The sequence below is a fragment of the Methylopila sp. 73B genome (genome assembly GCF_000526315.1).
Classification (GTDB): domain Bacteria; phylum Pseudomonadota; class Alphaproteobacteria; order Rhizobiales; family Methylopilaceae; genus Methylopila.
Genome location: NZ_JAFV01000001.1, coordinates 1,438,676 through 1,454,695, shown reverse-complemented (window position 1 = coordinate 1,454,695; position 16,020 = coordinate 1,438,676). Strand labels below are relative to the sequence as shown.

17 protein-coding genes are annotated in these 16,020 nt (G+C 70.5%); 11 read left to right on the top strand and 6 right to left on the bottom strand.

From position 1 onward, the window contains the following. Positions 1–2: 2 nt before the first annotated feature. Genes K244_RS22590 through K244_RS0106945 form a run of 3 tightly spaced genes read right to left on the bottom strand, consistent with a single transcriptional unit; the run spans position 3 to position 2,388 of the window. The gene (locus K244_RS22590; RefSeq protein WP_020185531.1) at positions 3–971 is read right to left on the bottom strand and encodes a hypothetical protein; all 969 of its coding nucleotides are present in this window, start codon (positions 969–971) and stop codon (positions 3–5) included. Positions 972–992: 21 nt separating this feature from the next. Then, the gene (locus K244_RS0106950) at positions 993–2,132 is read right to left on the bottom strand and encodes an FAD-dependent monooxygenase (RefSeq protein WP_020185530.1); all 1,140 of its coding nucleotides are present in this window, start codon (positions 2,130–2,132) and stop codon (positions 993–995) included. Positions 2,133–2,139: 7 nt separating this feature from the next. After that, on the bottom strand, positions 2,140–2,388 hold the full coding sequence (locus K244_RS0106945; RefSeq protein WP_020185529.1) for a zinc-finger domain-containing protein: 249 nt from the start codon (positions 2,386–2,388) through the stop codon (positions 2,140–2,142). Between the two features lie 155 nt (positions 2,389–2,543). Between K244_RS0106945 and K244_RS0106940 the strand changes: the two genes are divergently transcribed. From K244_RS0106940 to K244_RS0106920, 5 genes are all read left to right on the top strand, one after another. Beyond that, a complete protein-coding gene (locus K244_RS0106940) occupies positions 2,544–3,296 on the top strand; it encodes an alpha/beta fold hydrolase (protein ID WP_020185528.1) in 753 nt (250 codons plus the stop codon). A 96-nt stretch (positions 3,297–3,392) separates the two neighbouring features. Beyond that, the gene (gene cysE, locus K244_RS0106935; protein ID WP_020185527.1) at positions 3,393–4,217 is read left to right on the top strand and encodes a serine O-acetyltransferase; all 825 of its coding nucleotides are present in this window, start codon (positions 3,393–3,395) and stop codon (positions 4,215–4,217) included. Between the two features lie 115 nt (positions 4,218–4,332). After that, positions 4,333–4,542, top strand: coding sequence for a DUF3126 family protein (locus K244_RS0106930; protein ID WP_020185526.1), 210 nt, complete (start codon positions 4,333–4,335; stop codon positions 4,540–4,542). A gap of 92 nt (positions 4,543–4,634) precedes the next feature. Next, entirely contained in the window at positions 4,635–4,949 is a 315-nt protein-coding gene (locus tag K244_RS0106925; RefSeq protein WP_020185525.1) for a hypothetical protein, read from the top strand. Positions 4,950–4,972: 23 nt separating this feature from the next. Next, entirely contained in the window at positions 4,973–5,503 is a 531-nt protein-coding gene (locus tag K244_RS0106920) for a gamma carbonic anhydrase family protein (RefSeq protein WP_020185524.1), read from the top strand. Positions 5,504–5,647: 144 nt separating this feature from the next. Here the strand turns inward: K244_RS0106920 and K244_RS0106915 are convergent, their stop codons facing one another. Continuing rightward, positions 5,648–6,151 (bottom strand): CinA family protein, encoded by a 504-nt coding sequence (locus tag K244_RS0106915; protein ID WP_020185523.1) that lies wholly within the window; start codon positions 6,149–6,151, stop codon positions 5,648–5,650. Further along, positions 6,148–7,371 (bottom strand): bifunctional 2-C-methyl-D-erythritol 4-phosphate cytidylyltransferase/2-C-methyl-D-erythritol 2,4-cyclodiphosphate synthase, encoded by a 1,224-nt coding sequence (locus K244_RS0106910; RefSeq protein ID WP_036305565.1) that lies wholly within the window; start codon positions 7,369–7,371, stop codon positions 6,148–6,150. Before K244_RS0106910 ends, K244_RS0106915 begins: the two co-directional genes overlap by 4 nt. Positions 7,372–7,532: 161 nt before the next feature. On the opposite strand from K244_RS0106910, the gene dusB reads away from it, so the two are divergent. From dusB to ntrC, 3 genes are read left to right on the top strand one after another with little or no spacing between them, the layout of a single operon-like run. Next, on the top strand, positions 7,533–8,561 hold the full coding sequence (gene dusB / locus K244_RS0106905) for a tRNA dihydrouridine synthase DusB (RefSeq protein ID WP_020185521.1): 1,029 nt from the start codon (positions 7,533–7,535) through the stop codon (positions 8,559–8,561). Continuing rightward, positions 8,558–9,685 carry an ATP-binding protein gene (locus tag K244_RS0106900; protein WP_020185520.1) on the top strand — a complete coding sequence of 376 codons (1,128 nt, stop codon included), beginning with the start codon at positions 8,558–8,560 and terminating at the stop codon, positions 9,683–9,685. Before dusB ends, K244_RS0106900 begins: the two co-directional genes overlap by 4 nt. A 7-nt stretch (positions 9,686–9,692) precedes the next feature. After that, positions 9,693–11,135, top strand: coding sequence for a nitrogen regulation protein NR(I) (ntrC, locus tag K244_RS0106895; RefSeq protein WP_020185519.1), 1,443 nt, complete (start codon positions 9,693–9,695; stop codon positions 11,133–11,135). A gap of 189 nt (positions 11,136–11,324) precedes the next feature. Here ntrC and dgcN read toward each other — a convergent pair whose 3' ends face one another. Beyond that, positions 11,325–12,332, bottom strand: a complete 1,008-nt coding sequence (dgcN, locus tag K244_RS0106890) for an N-acetyltransferase DgcN (protein ID WP_020185518.1) — start codon at positions 12,330–12,332, stop codon at positions 11,325–11,327. Positions 12,333–12,444: 112 nt separating this feature from the next. Here dgcN and K244_RS0106885 point away from each other — a divergent pair, with 112 nt between their 5' ends. The 3 genes from K244_RS0106885 to K244_RS0106875 are packed head-to-tail and all read left to right on the top strand — an operon-like array spanning position 12,445 to position 15,989. Continuing rightward, positions 12,445–13,590 (top strand): MlaE family lipid ABC transporter permease subunit, encoded by a 1,146-nt coding sequence (locus K244_RS0106885; protein ID WP_020185517.1) that lies wholly within the window; start codon positions 12,445–12,447, stop codon positions 13,588–13,590. Between the two features lie 2 nt (positions 13,591–13,592). Beyond that, the gene (locus K244_RS0106880) at positions 13,593–14,387 is read left to right on the top strand and encodes an ATP-binding cassette domain-containing protein (RefSeq protein ID WP_020185516.1); all 795 of its coding nucleotides are present in this window, start codon (positions 13,593–13,595) and stop codon (positions 14,385–14,387) included. Positions 14,388–14,408: 21 nt separating this feature from the next. Continuing rightward, positions 14,409–15,989, top strand: coding sequence for an MCE family protein (locus tag K244_RS0106875; RefSeq protein ID WP_020185515.1), 1,581 nt, complete (start codon positions 14,409–14,411; stop codon positions 15,987–15,989). Positions 15,990–16,020: the final 31 nt, after the last annotated feature.

Here is a 16,020-nt window from a genome sequence, read left to right as displayed (position 1 = left end):
GCTCAGGCGAGCAGGGCCGCCAGCCAGTCGGGGATGCGTCGCGCCGCGCGCGGCGCGCTCCGCTGGTCGGCCCGGAACGCCTCCGCCGGCGGCTGGCCGAGGAAGAACTTCGGTTCGAACAGATAGATCGCGTCGAGCCGGGCTGGGTCCTCGTTCGCGATCGTGATCCAGGCGTGGTGCCACAGGCCGACCCCCGGCGTGCGCTCCGCGCCTTTCCGGCGCAGCGCGGCGAGGTGCGGCAGGAGCGCGTCTTTCTCGGGCACAGCTCCATGGCCGGCCGATGCGTTCACGATCTCAACGTGGTCGCCGGCCCAGCCCACGGAGAGCGTCGTCACGTCCCAGGGCGCCGCCGAAGCCGGAGGCCGGTAGCGTTCCAGCAGTTTTGTTATCGCCTGCGTATCGGGATCGTGCGCGAGATCCGTCTCGGGCTCACGCGCACCCGTCAGATACCAATCCCGAAACGCGTCGGGTTCGCCCGGCCGCGGCCGCTTCAGCCGATCTGCGCCGGACGCGCCCAGCCGCGCGCCAAGCCACGCGGCGAGGTCTCCGCGGAGGTTCGGATCGGCGTCGTCCGGGCTCGGCATCAGGTCGCTCGCCGGGCCGCTGTCGTCGAAGTCGGCGGTCGCGAGCCGCACCAGAAAGCTCGGCAGATCAGGGGCCCAGGTCTCGGCCTCGCCCTCCGAGCCGAGCAGCACGATGGGCGCCTGCTCCAGCGGTCGGTCGTCGCGCAGCCAGTAGCCGGCGCGGGAGCCGTCCGGCAACCGGACGACGAACGCGAACTGGCGGAAGAAGCGTTCGCCGCCGAAGATCATGTGGTCCGACCAGCCGGGCGAGAGGTCGAAGGCGCCGACCGAGCCCCAGGGACGCGCCGCGAGCCAGTCCGCGAAGGCGAGCAGAAGCGCGGGCGGCGTCGAGATTCGCTCCGGAAAGGCCTTGATGAGTTCGTCCGTGCGCGGGGAATAGTTCGTCATGCCGTCTCCCTCGTGGTCGCGTCAGCCGTCCCGCCAGTCGTAGATCCAGTCCAGCCCGCGGAGCAGCGCGCTCGTCGGCGCCGCGGCGAGCGCGAGGTTGCGCGCGCGCGCCGCGAGGCCGCCCATGTGGTCGATCGCGATCTGGCGGCGGGAGGCTTCGGGCAGGCGCATGGCGCGCATGATCCGGGCGGTCTCGTAGGCGGCCAGCGGATCGGGTCCGCCTTCGCCGATCACGCGGGCGAGCGTCGCGGCGTCTTCGATCGCGAAGGCGGCGCCCTGGCCGAGCGAGGGCAGCGTTGCGTGGGCGGCGTCGCCGATCAGCGCGACCCGCCCCCGCCGCATGCGCGCCGCCGGAGCGCGGTCGAACAGCGGCCACTCGGTCCAGCGCGGGGCGGCCGCGACCAGAGCGCGGGGGGGGGCCGCCCAGCGCGCGACCCGCTCCCCCGGCGTCGTCGCGCCGAGCGCTCCGATCAGGACGACATTGGCCTCCCGACCCGCGCGGACGGGATAAACCACCATGTGCGCCCCGGGCGCGAGCCAGACGCTGACGTGCGTGAGCGGGAAGGCGTCCGGCAGCGCCTCGGCGGACAGCACGGCGCGAAAGGCGACCAGGCCGGTCTCGCGGACGGCCTCGGGAAGCTTCACGGCCTGCCGCACGACCGAGCGGAGGCCGTCCGCGCCGACGACGAAGGAGCCGTCGACCGTCCTGCGCTCGCCCGCGGTCTCGACCGCGAGGGACGCGCCGGCGGGGGCGTCGTCCGCCCTCAGAACCCGCGCGGCGAGCGTCATGCGAATGGACGACGTCGCGCAGACGGCGTCGCGCAGCGCCGCCTGCAGATCCGCGCGATGGATCACGCGGTAGGGCGCCCCCCACCGCCGTTCGGCGGCGGCTCCGAGCGGGATCGTCTTGAGAGCGCGGCCGCTCGGCGCGTCCGAGATCACGACGCCCTCCGGCCGACAACATACGGCGTCGAGCGCCGGCCCGAGGCCCAGTTCGTCGAGGATGCGGCTGGCGTTTGGCGCGAGCTGAACGCCGGCGCCGACCTCGTCGAGCGCGGAGGCGCGTTCGAAGACCTCGCTGGCGAGGCCGCGCTGCGCCAGCGCGAGCGCGAGCGTCAGTCCGCCGATGCCCGCGCCGGCGATCAGGACCGGGCGCGTCACGGCCGCGTCAGGCCGCGGCGGGCGCCTTCCACAGGCAGGCCGCCGGATCGGACTGGTCGGCATGCAGGTCGGCGCGGAGCTTGTAGAGCGTCGAGCAGTAGGGGCAGATGATCTCGTCGTCCGAGCCCATGTCCAGGAAGACGTGCGGGTGGTCGAACGGCGGCTTCGCGCCGATGCACTGGAACTCCTTCGCCCCGATGTGGATGACGCTCACGCCGGCGTCGTTGGCGAAATGCGGGGTTCCGTGGTCGGCCATGGGCGCGGGTCCTCGATCGTCGTGCAGCCTGCGCTTCGGATTAGGCCGTTTGCGCGGCGCGGACAAGCGGTCCCACGGCTTTCGTCTAACCTCGGCTGCGGTTAGGGTCGCGGCCCCTCGACGCCTCGCTCTCCCCCCGCACGACCGGAGCCGCCATGCCGACCTTCTCCTCCGACGGGCTCGACCTCGCCTACCGCGACGAGGGCGAGGGCGATCCCATCCTGCTGATCCACGGCTTCGCCTCAAACCTCGACGTGAACTGGGTCGGCCCCGGCTGGTTCGACCTGCTGAAGGCCGACGGCCGCCGCGTCATCGCGATCGACAACCGCGGCCATGGCGCGAGCGAGAAGCTCTACGACCCGGCGTTCTACAGCTCCGACCTGATGGCGGAGGACGCGCTGCGGCTGCTCGACCATCTCGACATCGCCCGCGCGGACGTCATGGGCTACTCCATGGGCGCCCGCGTCACCTCGCTGATGGCGATCCGGAACCGGGAGCGGCTGCGGAGCGCGATCATCGGCGGCATGGGGGAGGGGCTTCTGCGCGGCGCGCCCTCGGCGGACGAAATCGCCGAAGGCCTGCTCGCCGACAGCGTCGACGACATCGTGAACCCCACCGCCAAGATGTTCCGGCGCTTCGCGGAGGCGACCAAAGCGGATCGCCGCGCGCTCGCCGCCTGCATGCGGGCGCAGCGTTCGCTGGTCGACCCGGAGAAGCTCGGGACCATCACCACGCCGGTGCTGATCGCGGTCGGGACCGAGGACGACGTCGCGGGCGATCCGCACGCGCTCGCCAGGCTGATCCCCGGCGCGGAGGTGCTCGAAATCCCGCGCCGGGACCACAACCGCGCGGTCGGCGACAAGGTCTACAAGCAGGGCGTGGTCGACTTCCTGTCGAGGCGCCCCTGAGGCGCATGGGCGGCGCGCCCTTTCTTCAGCGCGCGCCGAGACCATGTGTGGTAGAGAACCGCGATACGGAACGACGGTCCCCCGGAGTTTTACGCCATGGCCAAGCTCGCGCGCGCCGAGAGCCATAACCTGCTCACCCTCGATCCCGTCTGGGCGCGTGTGCGCTCCGAGGCCGAGGAGGCTCTGCGTCGGGAGCCGGAGCTTGCGAGCTTCCTGATCGCGACGGTGATCAATCAGGAAAAGCTGGAGCAGGCGATCGGCCACCGCATCGCTTCGCGCCTCGGCCATGAGGACCTGTCGTCCTCCATGATCTCCCAGACCTACGACGAGGCCGTCGCCGCCGATCCCACGATCGGCGCGGCGGTGCGCGCCGACCTTGCGGCCGTCGTCGAGCGCGATCCGGCCTGCACTCGCGCGCTGGAGCCGCTGCTCCACTTCAAGGGTTTCCACGCGATCCAGACGCACCGGCTCGCGCACTGGCTCTGGACGCAGGGGCGGCATGACTTCGCGCTCTATCTGCAGAGTCGCTCGTCGTCGATCTTCCAGGTCGACATCCATCCGGCGACCCGCATCGGCCGGGGCCTTTTCTTCGACCACGCCACCGGCGTCGTGATCGGCGAGACGGCGGTGATCGAGGACAACGTGTCGATCCTGCACGGCGTGACGCTGGGCGGCACGGGCAAGAGCACGGAAGACCGGCACCCGAAGATCCGCCACGGCGTGCTGATCGGCGCCGGCGCGAAGATCCTCGGCAACATCGAGGTCGGCCATTGCTCGCGCGTCGCGGCGGGCTCCGTCGTGCTGCAGGACGTGCCGGCCAACACCACCGTCGCCGGCGTCCCCGCTCGCGTGGTCGGCGCGTCGCCCTGCAAGGAGCCGTCGCGGACCATGGACCACATCTTCTACGACGCCGGTCTCTGACGCGGTCGTCGCTCGCGCCGCCTTGCCTCCCGCCGCCGCCCGTGGCAAGGCGTGCGGCCTCTCGCGCCGGCCTTCCGCGTCGGCGCGTCAAGCCAGTCCACTCTGGGAGGTGACGTTGGAAAAGCGCGAAATCGAGCGCGTGCAGAGCTACATGCGCCGCCTGTTCCAGAACCAGACGGTCCGCGTCGTGGCGCGCCCGCGCAAGGACGACAGCGCCGAGGTCTATCTCGGCGAGGAGTTCATTGGCGTCGTGTTCCGCGACGACGAGGACGGCGACCTGTCCTACAATTTCCAGATGGCGATCCTGGAGACCGACCTCGAGTGAGGTCGGCCGGGTCGCGTCCCAATCAGGGACGGCCCGGATGTTGCTGGCGTCATGCTTCGGACGGCGGCCCCCGCCGTCGTCGGGAGAGGCCCATGTCGCCCTTCGTCGCCAGCCTGTTCACTCTCTGCCTTGGCTTCGCCCTGTCGGCGCTCGCGGCCTCCGCCTTCGAGGCGGCGACCGCGCGTCGGGCGAGTTTTCGGCTGCTGCGCTCGCCGGATTCGACGGCCGTGGTCGCGGTGCCGCTTGTGACCGTCGCCGCGCCGTACATGATGGCGCGCAACCTGATCGCCCTTCGCGCCCGCCGACGGTCGGCGATCGGGGTGGCCATAGGCACGGTGCTCGCCGGCCTGTGGAGCCTCGCGCTCGGCTCCGTCGCGCTCTCGGGGGCGGCGGCGCTGGGCATGTGACGTTTGGAAAAGGGGAGCCGGTCATGGCCCTGTACGAACTCGACGGCGAACGCCCCCAGACGCCCGCCAACGGCCGGTACTGGGTGGCGGAGACGGCGGTGCTCGTGGGCAAGATCGTGCTCGAGGAGGACGCCAACATCTGGTTCGGAACCGTGATGCGCGGCGACAACGAGACGATCACCGTCGGCGCCCGCTCCAACGTCCAGGACGGCTGCATCCTCCACACCGACCCCGGCTTTCCGCTCGACATCGGGCCGGACTGCACGGTCGGCCACGGCGCGATCCTGCACGGCTGCACCATCGGGGCCGGAAGCCTGATCGGCATGGGCGCGACCGTGCTGAACGGCGCGAAGATCGGAAAGTCCTGCCTCGTCGGCGCCAACGCGCTCGTGACCGAGGGCAAGGAGTTTCCGGATTTCTCGATGATCGTCGGGTCGCCGGCCAAGGTCGTGAAGACGCTCGGGCCGGAGTGGGAGATCAAGTTGCTCGGCACCTCCGGGCGCTACGTCGCCAACGCCCGCCGCTTCGCCAAGGGCATGAAGCGGGTGGATTGAGGGGGCGCTGTCGCTCCGGCTGAAGCGCAGCGAAATGCCGGAGCCTATAAGCCCGCGGATGACGATCATCGGTGAGGTGTGTCGCGCCTTGTTGGCGGCGGGCTTATAGGCTCCGGGACTTTGCCCGGAGCGACGGCGGCGGCGTCACGCCGCTGCGATCGCGCCCGCGGCCTCCTGCAGCATCGCCAGCGCCTCGATCACGGACCGACGACGGATCTCGGCGCGGCCGAGGTCGCCGAAGCGGCGCTCGCGGTGCAGGGTCGGACGGCCGGCGCGCGCCGCCGCGAAATGCACCAGCCCGACGGGCTTGTCCTCCGACCCGCCGCCGGGGCCTGCGACGCCGGTGATCGCGACCGTTAAGCTTACGCCGGCGGCCGCAAGAGCGCCCTCGGCCATGGCGCGGGCGACGGGCTCGCTGACAGCGCCATGCGCGGCGAGCAACTCCTCGGACACGCCGACCAGCGCCGTCTTCGCCGCGTTCGAATAGGTCACGAAGCCGCGGTCAACCACGTCGGACGAACCCGGCACTTCGGTCAGCGCCGCGGCCACCAGCCCGCCGGTGCAGGATTCGGCGGTCGCGATGGTGAGGCCCGCGCCGCGGGCGAGGCGCAGCGTCTCCTCGGTGAGATCGTAGAGGGTCGGGTTCATGCCAGGTCCTCCCGGAAGGGCAGTCGGATCGTGGCCGAGGCCATGGCGGCGAGGCCTTCGCGGCGACCCGCGAAACCGAGCCGCTCGGTCGTGGTCGCCTTGACCCCGACGCGGCCCACGGCGACGCCTGCGATCTCGGCGATGCGCGCCCGCATGGCCTCCCGGTGCGGCCCGACCTTGGGCGCTTCGCCGATGACCGTCACGTCGAGATGGGCGATGACGCCGCCAGCCGCTCTGACGCGCGCCACGGCGTCCTCCAAAAACTGCGCGGAGTCGGCGCCCTTCCAGGTCGGGTCCGACGGCGGGAAATGGGCGCCGATGTCGCCGTCGCCGAGCGCGCCGAGCACCGCGTCGGTCAGCGCGTGCAGCACGACGTCGGCGTCGGAATGGCCGGACAGGCCGAAGCCGTGCGGGACCTTCACGCCGCCGATCGTCACATGGTCGCCTTCCGCGAAGGCGTGGACGTCGAAGCCTGTGCCGGTGCGGAGGTCGCCGCGGGCCAGGAACTCGGCGCCGGCGCGCCGGAGCAGGTCGTCGTCGAATTGCTCTGCGGTCGTGAGCTTCACGTTGCGGACCTCTCCTTCGAACACGACGACCCTATGCCCCGCCCAGGCGTACAGCGCGCCGTCGTCGGTGAAATCCTCGCGACATTCCGCCGCCGCGCGGGCATGGGCGGCGAGGAGCGGCGCGTGGCGAAACGCCTGCGGGGTCTGCAGCGCGCGGGCTCCGGCGCGGTCGATCGTGGCGCCGCGTTCGCCGTCGGCCGCGACCGCGCAGACGGTGTCGACCACCGCGACGCCCGGAACAGCGCCGCCATGGGCGCGGCCGGCGGCGATCGCCCGGGCGACCAGCGCGGCGCTTGCGAAGGGGCGGGCGGCGTCATGGACCAGGACGACGTCTACGTCGCGGTCGAGCGCCTGCAATCCGGCGTGGACCGAAGCCTGGCGCGTCGCGCCGCCGAGCACGGGCTCGCCAAGCTTCGGGTGGCCGAGCCACGGCGCCATCGCCTCATAATAGTGGTCGTCATGGCCGGGCCCGATGATCACCCTCAGTTCCGCCACGTCCGGATGGTCAAGGAACAGGCGCGCGGCGACCGCGAGCATCGGCTCTCCGCCAAGCAGGCGGTACTGCTTCGGCGCGCCGGCGCCGGCGCGAAGTCCGCCGCCGGCGGCGCAGATCAGGGCGACCGTCCGGCCGCTGGAATCTGTGGACAATGCCATCGCTTTTCGCTTGATGCCGGCGCGACGGGCGCCGAATTTCCCGCCGTCTTCTAACGAAGCGCGGCCTCGATGTCGCGCGGCGACCGAAACACGCGTTTTGCGGCGTTGTGTCCGATCGCAATCTGTCTAATATGTGTGCACACAAGACGCCGGCCAATTTTATGAGCAGCATCGCCCCCGTGCCTCTCGCCCAAAATTTCGTCGTCGGACGCGTGTCCCCGGCCAATCCGGTGCTTCTCGCGCCGATGTCCGGCGTGACGGATCTCGCGTTCCGCCGAATCGCCGCGCGTCTCGGCGCAGGGCTCGTGGTGTCCGAGATGGTCGCCTCCCGCGAACTCGCCACGGCCGACGACGAAGCGCGGCTGCGCGCCGAGGGCGACGGTCTGGGCGTGCATGTGGTTCAGCTCGCCGGCCGCGATCCCTCATGGATGGCGGAGGCTGCCCGCGTCGCGGTCGGCGCCGGCGCCTCGATCGTCGACATCAACATGGGCTGCCCGGCCAAGAAGGTCGTGGGCGGCCACGGCGGCTCCGCGCTGCTCAAGGATCTCGACCTCGCGACGCGCCTGATCGCCGCCACGGTCGCGGCGGTCGACGCGCCGGTGACGGTGAAAATGCGGCTCGGCTGGGACGCCGCCTCGATCGTCGCGCCGGAGCTCGCCGCTCGGGCGGAGGCGGAGGGCGTCGCGATGGTGACGGTCCACGGCCGGACCCGGGCGCAGTTCTACGAAGGCCGGGCCGACTGGGGCGCGATCCGCGCGATCGTCGATCGCGTCTCGATTCCCGTGGTTGCGAACGGCGACCTCATCAAGGTCGAGGATGCGCCTGCGATGCTGCAGGCCTCCGGCGCGGACGCGGTGATGATCGGCCGCGGCGCGCAGGGGCGGGCGTGGTTCCCCGGCATGGTCGCCGCCTATCTCGCCGGCCGCCAGGTCGTAGCGCCGGATCTCGACGTGCAGCGCGATCTGGCGCTCGAGCACTACGAAGGCCTCCTCGCGCTCTACGGACGCGACGTCGGCGTGCGGCACGCCCGCAAGCATCTCGGCTGGTATCTCGACGCCGCGGCGGCGAGCGCCGGGACGCCCGTTCCGGCGACTCTGAAGGCCGCCGCCCAGAGCGCTCCCACCGCGGACGAGGCGCGCTCCGCCTTCGTCGCCGCCTACGACGAACTCGGCTGGAGGGCCGCGGCATGAGCCTCGCGCCGAGCGATCGTCCCCGCACCGGCGCCGGCGCGCCGGAAGCGGTGCTGAACGCGCTGCCCCATCCCGTCATCTGCGTCGCGGACGCCGGCCGGATCGTGGACGTCAACGTCGCCGCCGAAGCCTTCTTCGAGGCGAGCGCCAACGTGCTGCGCCGGCACGACATCCGCGAGTTCGTGCCGTTCGGCTCGCCGCTGATCTCGCTGATCGAGCAGGCCCGCGACCGCGGCGCCCCGGTCAACGAGTACCGCGTGGATCTGGGAACGCCGCGAAACGGCGGGGAGCGCATCGTCGACATTCACGTCGCGCCCCTGCACGAGCGTCCGGACGTCCTGGTGGTCGTGCTGCAGGAGCGCACGATCGCGGACAAGATGGACCGCCAGCTCACGCACCGCGGCGCGGCGCGCTCGGTGACCGCGCTCGCCGCGATGCTCGCGCACGAGATCAAGAACCCGCTGTCCGGCATCCGCGGCGCGGCGCAGCTTCTGGAGCAGTCCGCCAGCGACGAGGACCGCGTCCTCACCCGCCTGATTTGCGACGAGGCCGACCGCATCGTGAAGCTGGTCGACCGCATGGAGGTGTTCTCCGACGAGCGGCCGATTGAGAGCGAGGCGGTGAACATCCACGCCGTGCTCGAGCATGTGAAGCGCATCGCGGTTTCGGGCTTCGCGCGCGGGATCCGGATCATCGAGGAGTATGATCCCTCGCTGCCGCCGGTGCTCGCAAACCGCGACCAGCTGGTGCAGGTGTTCCTGAACCTGGTGAAGAACGCCGCGGAAGCCATTGGCGACGCTCAGGACGGCGAGATTCACCTCACGACCGCCTTCCGTCCCGGCGTGCGGCTGTCGGTGCCGGGTTCCAGCACGCGCGTGAGCCTGCCGCTGCAGTTCACGGTGCGCGACAACGGACCGGGCGTGCCGGAAGACCTGCTGCCGCACCTGTTCGACCCGTTCGTGACCACGAAGCCGACCGGCTCCGGCCTCGGCCTTGCGTTGGTCGCCAAGATCGTCGGCAACCACGGCGGCATCATCGAATGCGAATCCCAGCCGCGGCGGACGACCTTCCGCGTGCTGATGCCCATGTTCACGAGCGGCGACAGCCGCCGCCAGCGGAGCTGATCGCCCCATGCCGCAAGGCAGCATTCTCGTCGCGGACGACGACGCCGCGATCCGCACCGTCCTCAATCAGGCGTTGAGCCGCGCCGGCTACGAGGTGCGCTCCACAGGCAACGCCGCGACGCTGTGGCGCTGGGTCTCCCAGGGCGACGGCGACCTCGTCATCACCGACGTGGTGATGCCGGACGAAAACGCCTTCGACATGCTTCCCCGCATCAAGAAGGCGCGCCCGGAGCTTCCGGTCGTCGTCATGAGCGCGCAGAACACCTTCATGACGGCGATCCGCGCCTCGGAGAAGGGCGCCTATGAGTATCTGCCGAAGCCCTTCGACCTGAAGGAGCTGATCGCGATCGTCGGCCGCGCGCTGACCGAGCCCAAGGGCAAGGACCTGCGCCGCAGCGACGACGCGGAGGTCGACGAGATCCCGCTCGTCGGCCGCTCGCCCGCGATGCAGGACATCTACCGCGTGCTCGCGCGGCTGATGCAGACCGACCTCACCGTGATGATCTCGGGCGAAAGCGGCACCGGCAAGGAGCTCGTCGCCCGCGCCCTGCACGACTACGGCAAGCGCCGCGCCGGCCCCTTCGTCGCGATCAACATGGCGGCGATCCCGCGCGACCTGATCGAGGCCGAGCTGTTCGGCCACGAGAAGGGCGCCTTCACCGGCGCGCAGGCGCGAAGCTCCGGCCGCTTCGAGCAGGCCGAGGGCGGCACGCTGTTCCTGGACGAGATCGGCGACATGCCGATGGAGGCGCAGACGCGTCTGCTCCGCGTGCTGCAGCAGGGAGAGTACACCACCGTCGGCGGCCGCACCGCGATCAAGACCGACGTCCGCATCGTCGCCGCCACCAACAAGGACCTGCGCCTGCTCATCCAGCAGGGCCTGTTCCGCGAGGACCTGTTCTTCCGGCTGAATGTGGTGCCGATCCGGCTGCCGCCGCTGCGGGAACGCGCGGAGGACGTGCCGGACCTGACGCGCCATTTCTTCACGCTCGCCGCCCGCGAGGGTCTGCCGCCGAAGCAGATCGACGCCGCCGCGATCGACCGTCTGAAGCGCTACCGCTGGCCGGGCAACATCCGAGAACTCGAGAACCTGATCCGGCGCCTCGCCGCGCTCTACCCGCAGGAGATCATCGGCGCGGCCATCATCGACGCCGAGCTGTCGCAGCCGCCGGCCGCGACAATCGGCGACGAGGCCGGCGGCGCCGAGACGCTGATCAACTCGGTGGAGCGCCACCTCAACGCCTACTTCGCCGAGTTCGGCGAGAACCTGCCGCCGCCGGGCCTCTACCACCGCGTGCTGCGCGAGGTGGAGTACCCGCTGATCTCGGCCGCGCTCGCGGCCACCCGCGGCAACCAGATCAAGGCGGCGGAGCTGCTCGGCGTGAACCGCAACACGCTGCGCAAGAAGATCCGCGACCTGGACGTGCAGGTGGTGCGGCTCTCTCGGTGACTGGCGTCTGAACGGGCCGGCGGCGGGACTTTCGGCCATCAGTCCCACGTGACGCCGGCGCCCCGGCCTTGCGCCGGGGCCCATAAGCCCGCCGGTCGAGCTTACTCCTCAAGCCGGGGGGGCATGGGGTCCGGGACTTCGCCCGGACCGACGCGAGCGTGCGGCGCGCGGCGATTCGGTCCGCTTCGCTCACGGGAACTCTTCCAGCAGCCGGTCCACGATCGGGGCCACCCCGAAGCGGATTGGATCGCTGGCGGGCAGGCCATGCTCCGCCGTCGCCGCGTCGAGCGTGGCGCGGGCCTCGGCCTCGGGCAGCGCCGCGGTGTTGATCGAGATTCCGACGCAGCGGATCTCCGGATTGGTGAGACGGCCGGCGGCGACCGTCGCCTCGATCACCTGGCCGATCGTCGGCAGCGGATGGGAGACGTTTCGCATCGTCGTGCGCGTCGGCTCATGACAGACCACGAAGGCGTCGGGCTGCGCGCCATGCAGCAGGCCCAGCGTGACGCCGGCGAAGGAGGGGTGGAACAGCGAGCCCTGGCCTTCCACCACGTCCCAATGCCCGGGGTCGTTGGCAGGCGTCAGCCACTCCGCGGCGCCTGAGATGAAATCGGCGATCACGGCGTCTACCGCGACGCCGCGGCCGGCGATCAGGACGCCGGTCTGGCCGGTGGCGCGAAACTCGGCGTCGAGCCCGCGGGCCCGCATCTCGGCCTCCAACGCAAGAGCGGCGTATTTCTTCCCCACCGAGCAATCGGTTCCGACCGTCAGCAGCCGCCGTCCGGGACGCTTGGTCCCCTTGCCGGTCGCGAAGCGCTCCGTGGCGTGCCGGAGGTCGTGCAGCGCCCGGCCGGCGCGCTCGGCGGCTTCGGCGATGCGGGGCGTGTCGTTCAGGCGGCCATGCAGGCCGCTGGCGACGTCGAGGCCCGCCTCCAGGGCGGCCACGATCTCGTCGACCCAATGGTCGGGCAGCACCCCGCCCGCGTTCACGACGCCGATGACGAAGGTCTTGGCGCCTGCGGCGACGGCCGCCGGGACATCCATATCGGGCAGGCCTACGTTCGCGCCGCAACCGGGAAGACGCATCTGGCCCACGCACCAGTCTCGCCGCCAGTCGACCACTCCAGCCGCCGTCTTCGCCGCCAGCGCGTCCGGGGCGTCGCCCAGAAACAACAGGTAGGGCTTTGCAATCTCCACAACGCGCTCCGCCTCTCGACGCCGCCTCGACACGCGGCTGATAGCCTGACTATTAAGGCTAGGGTCTTGTCGGGCAAGCGGTCGAGTCTCCGGGAGCCAACAGCGAGCGCACGTGCAGGTTGAAGCCAAGACCGGCGATCTGAAGATCGAGACCTTCGACGAAGGGCTCGTGCTGAGCCCGCTGGGCGCCTGGACCGCCGAAGGCGTCGACGCGGCCGCGCGCCGCGCCGAGAAGGTCGATCTGTCGGGAGCGAAGGGCAAGACGCTCGCGTTCGATCTGGGACAACTGGATCGCCTCGACACCGTCGGCGTCCTGGTGCTGCATCATCTCGAGGCGCGTGCGGCCGAGATCGGCGCCAAGGTCGAGGTCCACAACGCCAAGCCGCCGCACCAGCGCCTGCTCGACGCGCTGAGCGACCGCGGCCGAGGAGATCCGCCTGAGAAGGCGAGCGAATCCGGACCTATCGCGTTGCTCGCCGATGTCGGCGAGAGCGTCGTCGAGATCGGCCAGGACGCCATCCGCGCCACCTCCTTCCTCGGCGCGGTGGTGGCTGCGACCGGCAAGCTCTTCCTCGCCCCATGGCGGTTCCGCTACACCTCGACCGTGGTGCATCTGGAGCGCGTCGGGCTGCGCGCCGTGCCGATCATCGCGCTCATCTCGTTCCTCGTCGGCGCGATCGTCTCGCAGCAGTCGATCTTCCAGCTGAAGAACTTCGGGGCGACGCTGTTCGTCGTCGACCTGCTCGGCATCCTCGTGCTGCGCGAGCTTGGAGTCCTGCTCACCGCGATCATGGTCGCCGGCCGCTCGGGTTCGGCCTTCACCGCCGAGATCGGATCCATGAAGATGCGCGAGGAGATCGACGCGCTGAAGACCATGGGCCTCGATCCGATCGAGATCCTCGCGATGCCGCGGTTGGTCGCGCTCGTGATCGCCATGCCATTGCTCGCTTTCATCGCCTCCATGTCGGCGCTGCTCGGCGGCGGTCTGGTGGCCTGGCTCTACGGCGACGTGACGCCGGTCACCTTCCTGCAGCGGCTCAAGGACGCGCTTTCGCTTCAGACTTTCTTCGTCGGTCTGGTGAAGGCGCCTTTCATGGCGATCGTGATCGGCCTGATCGCCTGCACGGAGGGCATGAAGGTCGAGGGCTCGGCCGAATCGCTCGGCGCGCGCACCACCTCTTCGGTGGTGAAGTCGATCTTCATCGTGATCGTGCTCGACGGCGTGTTCGCGATGTTCTTCGCGGCGATGGGGATCTGACCATGGCCGAAGGAAACGGCGCGGCCCCCGACAACATCATCAGCGTGCGCGGCCTCGTCGTGGGCTTCGGCGACCGCAACGTCATCGACGGCTTCGACCTCGACGTCCGCCGCGGCGAGATTCTGGGAGTCGTCGGACCGTCCGGCGCCGGCAAGTCCGTCACGCTGCGCGCGGTGATCGGGCTGTTGCCGAAGAAGGCCGGGACGGTCGAGGTGCTGAACGTCGATCTCGACCAGGCGACGGCCAAGGAGCGGCTCGCGGTGGAGCGGCGCTGGGGCGTGCTGTTTCAGCAGGGCGCGCTGTTCTCCTCGCAGACCGTGTTGCAGAACATCCAGATGCCGCTGCGCGAGCACACCTCGCTGTCGCCCAAGCTGCTGGACGAAATCGCGCGTCTCAAGATTGATCTCGTCGGCCTCAAGCCCGAGGCCGCGGACCGTTTTCCCTCCGAGCTCTCCGGCGGCATGATCAAGCGTGCGGCGCTTGCTCGCGCGCTTGCGCTCGATCCGGACATCGTCTTCCTGGACGAGCCGACCGCCGGCCTCGACCCGATCGGCGCGGCCGACTTCGACAAGCTCATTATGACGCTGCGGGACACGCTGGGGCTCACCGTCTACATGGTGACCCACGACCTCGACAGCCTGACCACGGCCTGCGACCGGATCGCCGCCCTCAAGGGCGGCAAGACGCTGGCGGTCGGCCCGATGTCCGACATGGTCAAGAACGACGACCCTTGGATGCAGCAGTATTTCCGTGGCGAGCGGGCCCGCGCGGCCGGCATCGGCGCGACGGCCGCCTGACGGGGGCAAGGAGCAGACCGGATGGAAACCCGCGCCAATCACGCCCTCGTCGGCGCCTTCACGCTCCTCGTCGTGGCGGCGGCCTTCGCCTTCGTCTGGTGGTTCACCTCCGCCGGCCAGCAGCGCGAGCGGGCGATCTACCGCGTGCAGTTCCAGGGCGCGGTGTCCGGGCTGACGCCCGGCTCCGGCGTGCTGTTCAACGGCATCCGCGTCGGCGACGTCACGAATCTGAACTTCGATCCCCTCGACCCCGCGAAGGTGGTCGCGCGGATCGAGGTCTTCACCAACACGCCCGTGCGCTCGGACACCAAGGCGCGGCTCGAGATCACCGGCCTCACCGGCGGCTCCGTCATCCAGCTCGCCGGCGGCTCCTCGACCGCCGCGCCGCTGCCGAAGGTGACGACGGAGTCGGGCGACCCGAACAACGCGCCCGTGCTGGTGGCCGAGCCCTCCGCCTTCCAGGACATCCTCGAAGGCGCGCGCAGCGTGCTGGAGAAAGCGCAGCTGACCTTCAACGACGTCCAGGGGCTGGTGGCGAACAGCCGCGGCTCGGTGGAGCGCTCGCTGCTCAACGTTGAGCAGTTCACGGCGGCGCTCGCCGCGAACTCTGACGACCTCAAGAGCTTCATGCAGAACACCGGCATCGCCGCGCGCCAGATCGGCACCCTCGCCGACAATCTCGTGCCGCTCGTGACCGACGTTCAGAACCTCGTGCGCGCGGTGGACGTGGCGAAGGTCGACAAGACCATGTCCAACGTCGTCGCCTTCTCGGAGTCGCTGAAGAACGGCGCGCCCCAGATCGAGACGGCCCTCAAGGACGTCGCGGCGCTGGCCACCCAGCTGAAAGCCTCCGGCGGCCGCATCGATTCCGTGCTGGCCGGCGTCCAGGAGATCGTGCGCGGCGTCGATCCGCAGAAGGTTTCGGGCGCGGTCGATCGCTTCGCCGCGCTGCTGAACTCGGTCGATCCGCAGAAGGTCTCGAACGCGGTGACCTCGGTGGAGAACGCCGCCCGCAACGCGGACCGCGCCATCGCGGCGATCGATCCCGAGAAGATCAATCGCGCGGTCGACGGCTTCACCAGCCTTGCGACCTCGATCGACGGCCCGACGATCAGCCGCACGATCGCCAACGTCGACCGGGTGATCTCGGCCGTCGACAGCGAGAAGGTGCGCTCCACCATCGACAACGTGAACAGCTTCGCGGCCGCTCTCGGCCGCAGCACGAACGACGTCGACCAGATCGTCGCCGACGCCCGGCAGATCTCGGGGCGGCTCACGGGCACCGCCGACAAGCTGGACGCGGTCATCACCGACGCGCAGCGCGTGATCGGCAGCGACCAGACGCAAGGGGCCATCGCCGACTTCCAGAAGACAAGCCAGGCGATCCGCGAACTCGCGCAGCGCCTCGACGGCCGCACCGCCGACATCACCGCGAGCGTGAACAAGCTCTCGACCTCCGGCGTCCGCGACCTTCAGGGCTTCGCCGCCGACGGCCGCCGCACGCTGAACGAACTCGACCGCGTGCTGCGCGGCCTCCAGAGCAACCCGCGCCAGTTCCTGTTCGGCGACACGGGCGGCGTGCGCGAGTACAACCGCCGATGACCAGCCGATCCGCCGCATCGCCCCGTATCCC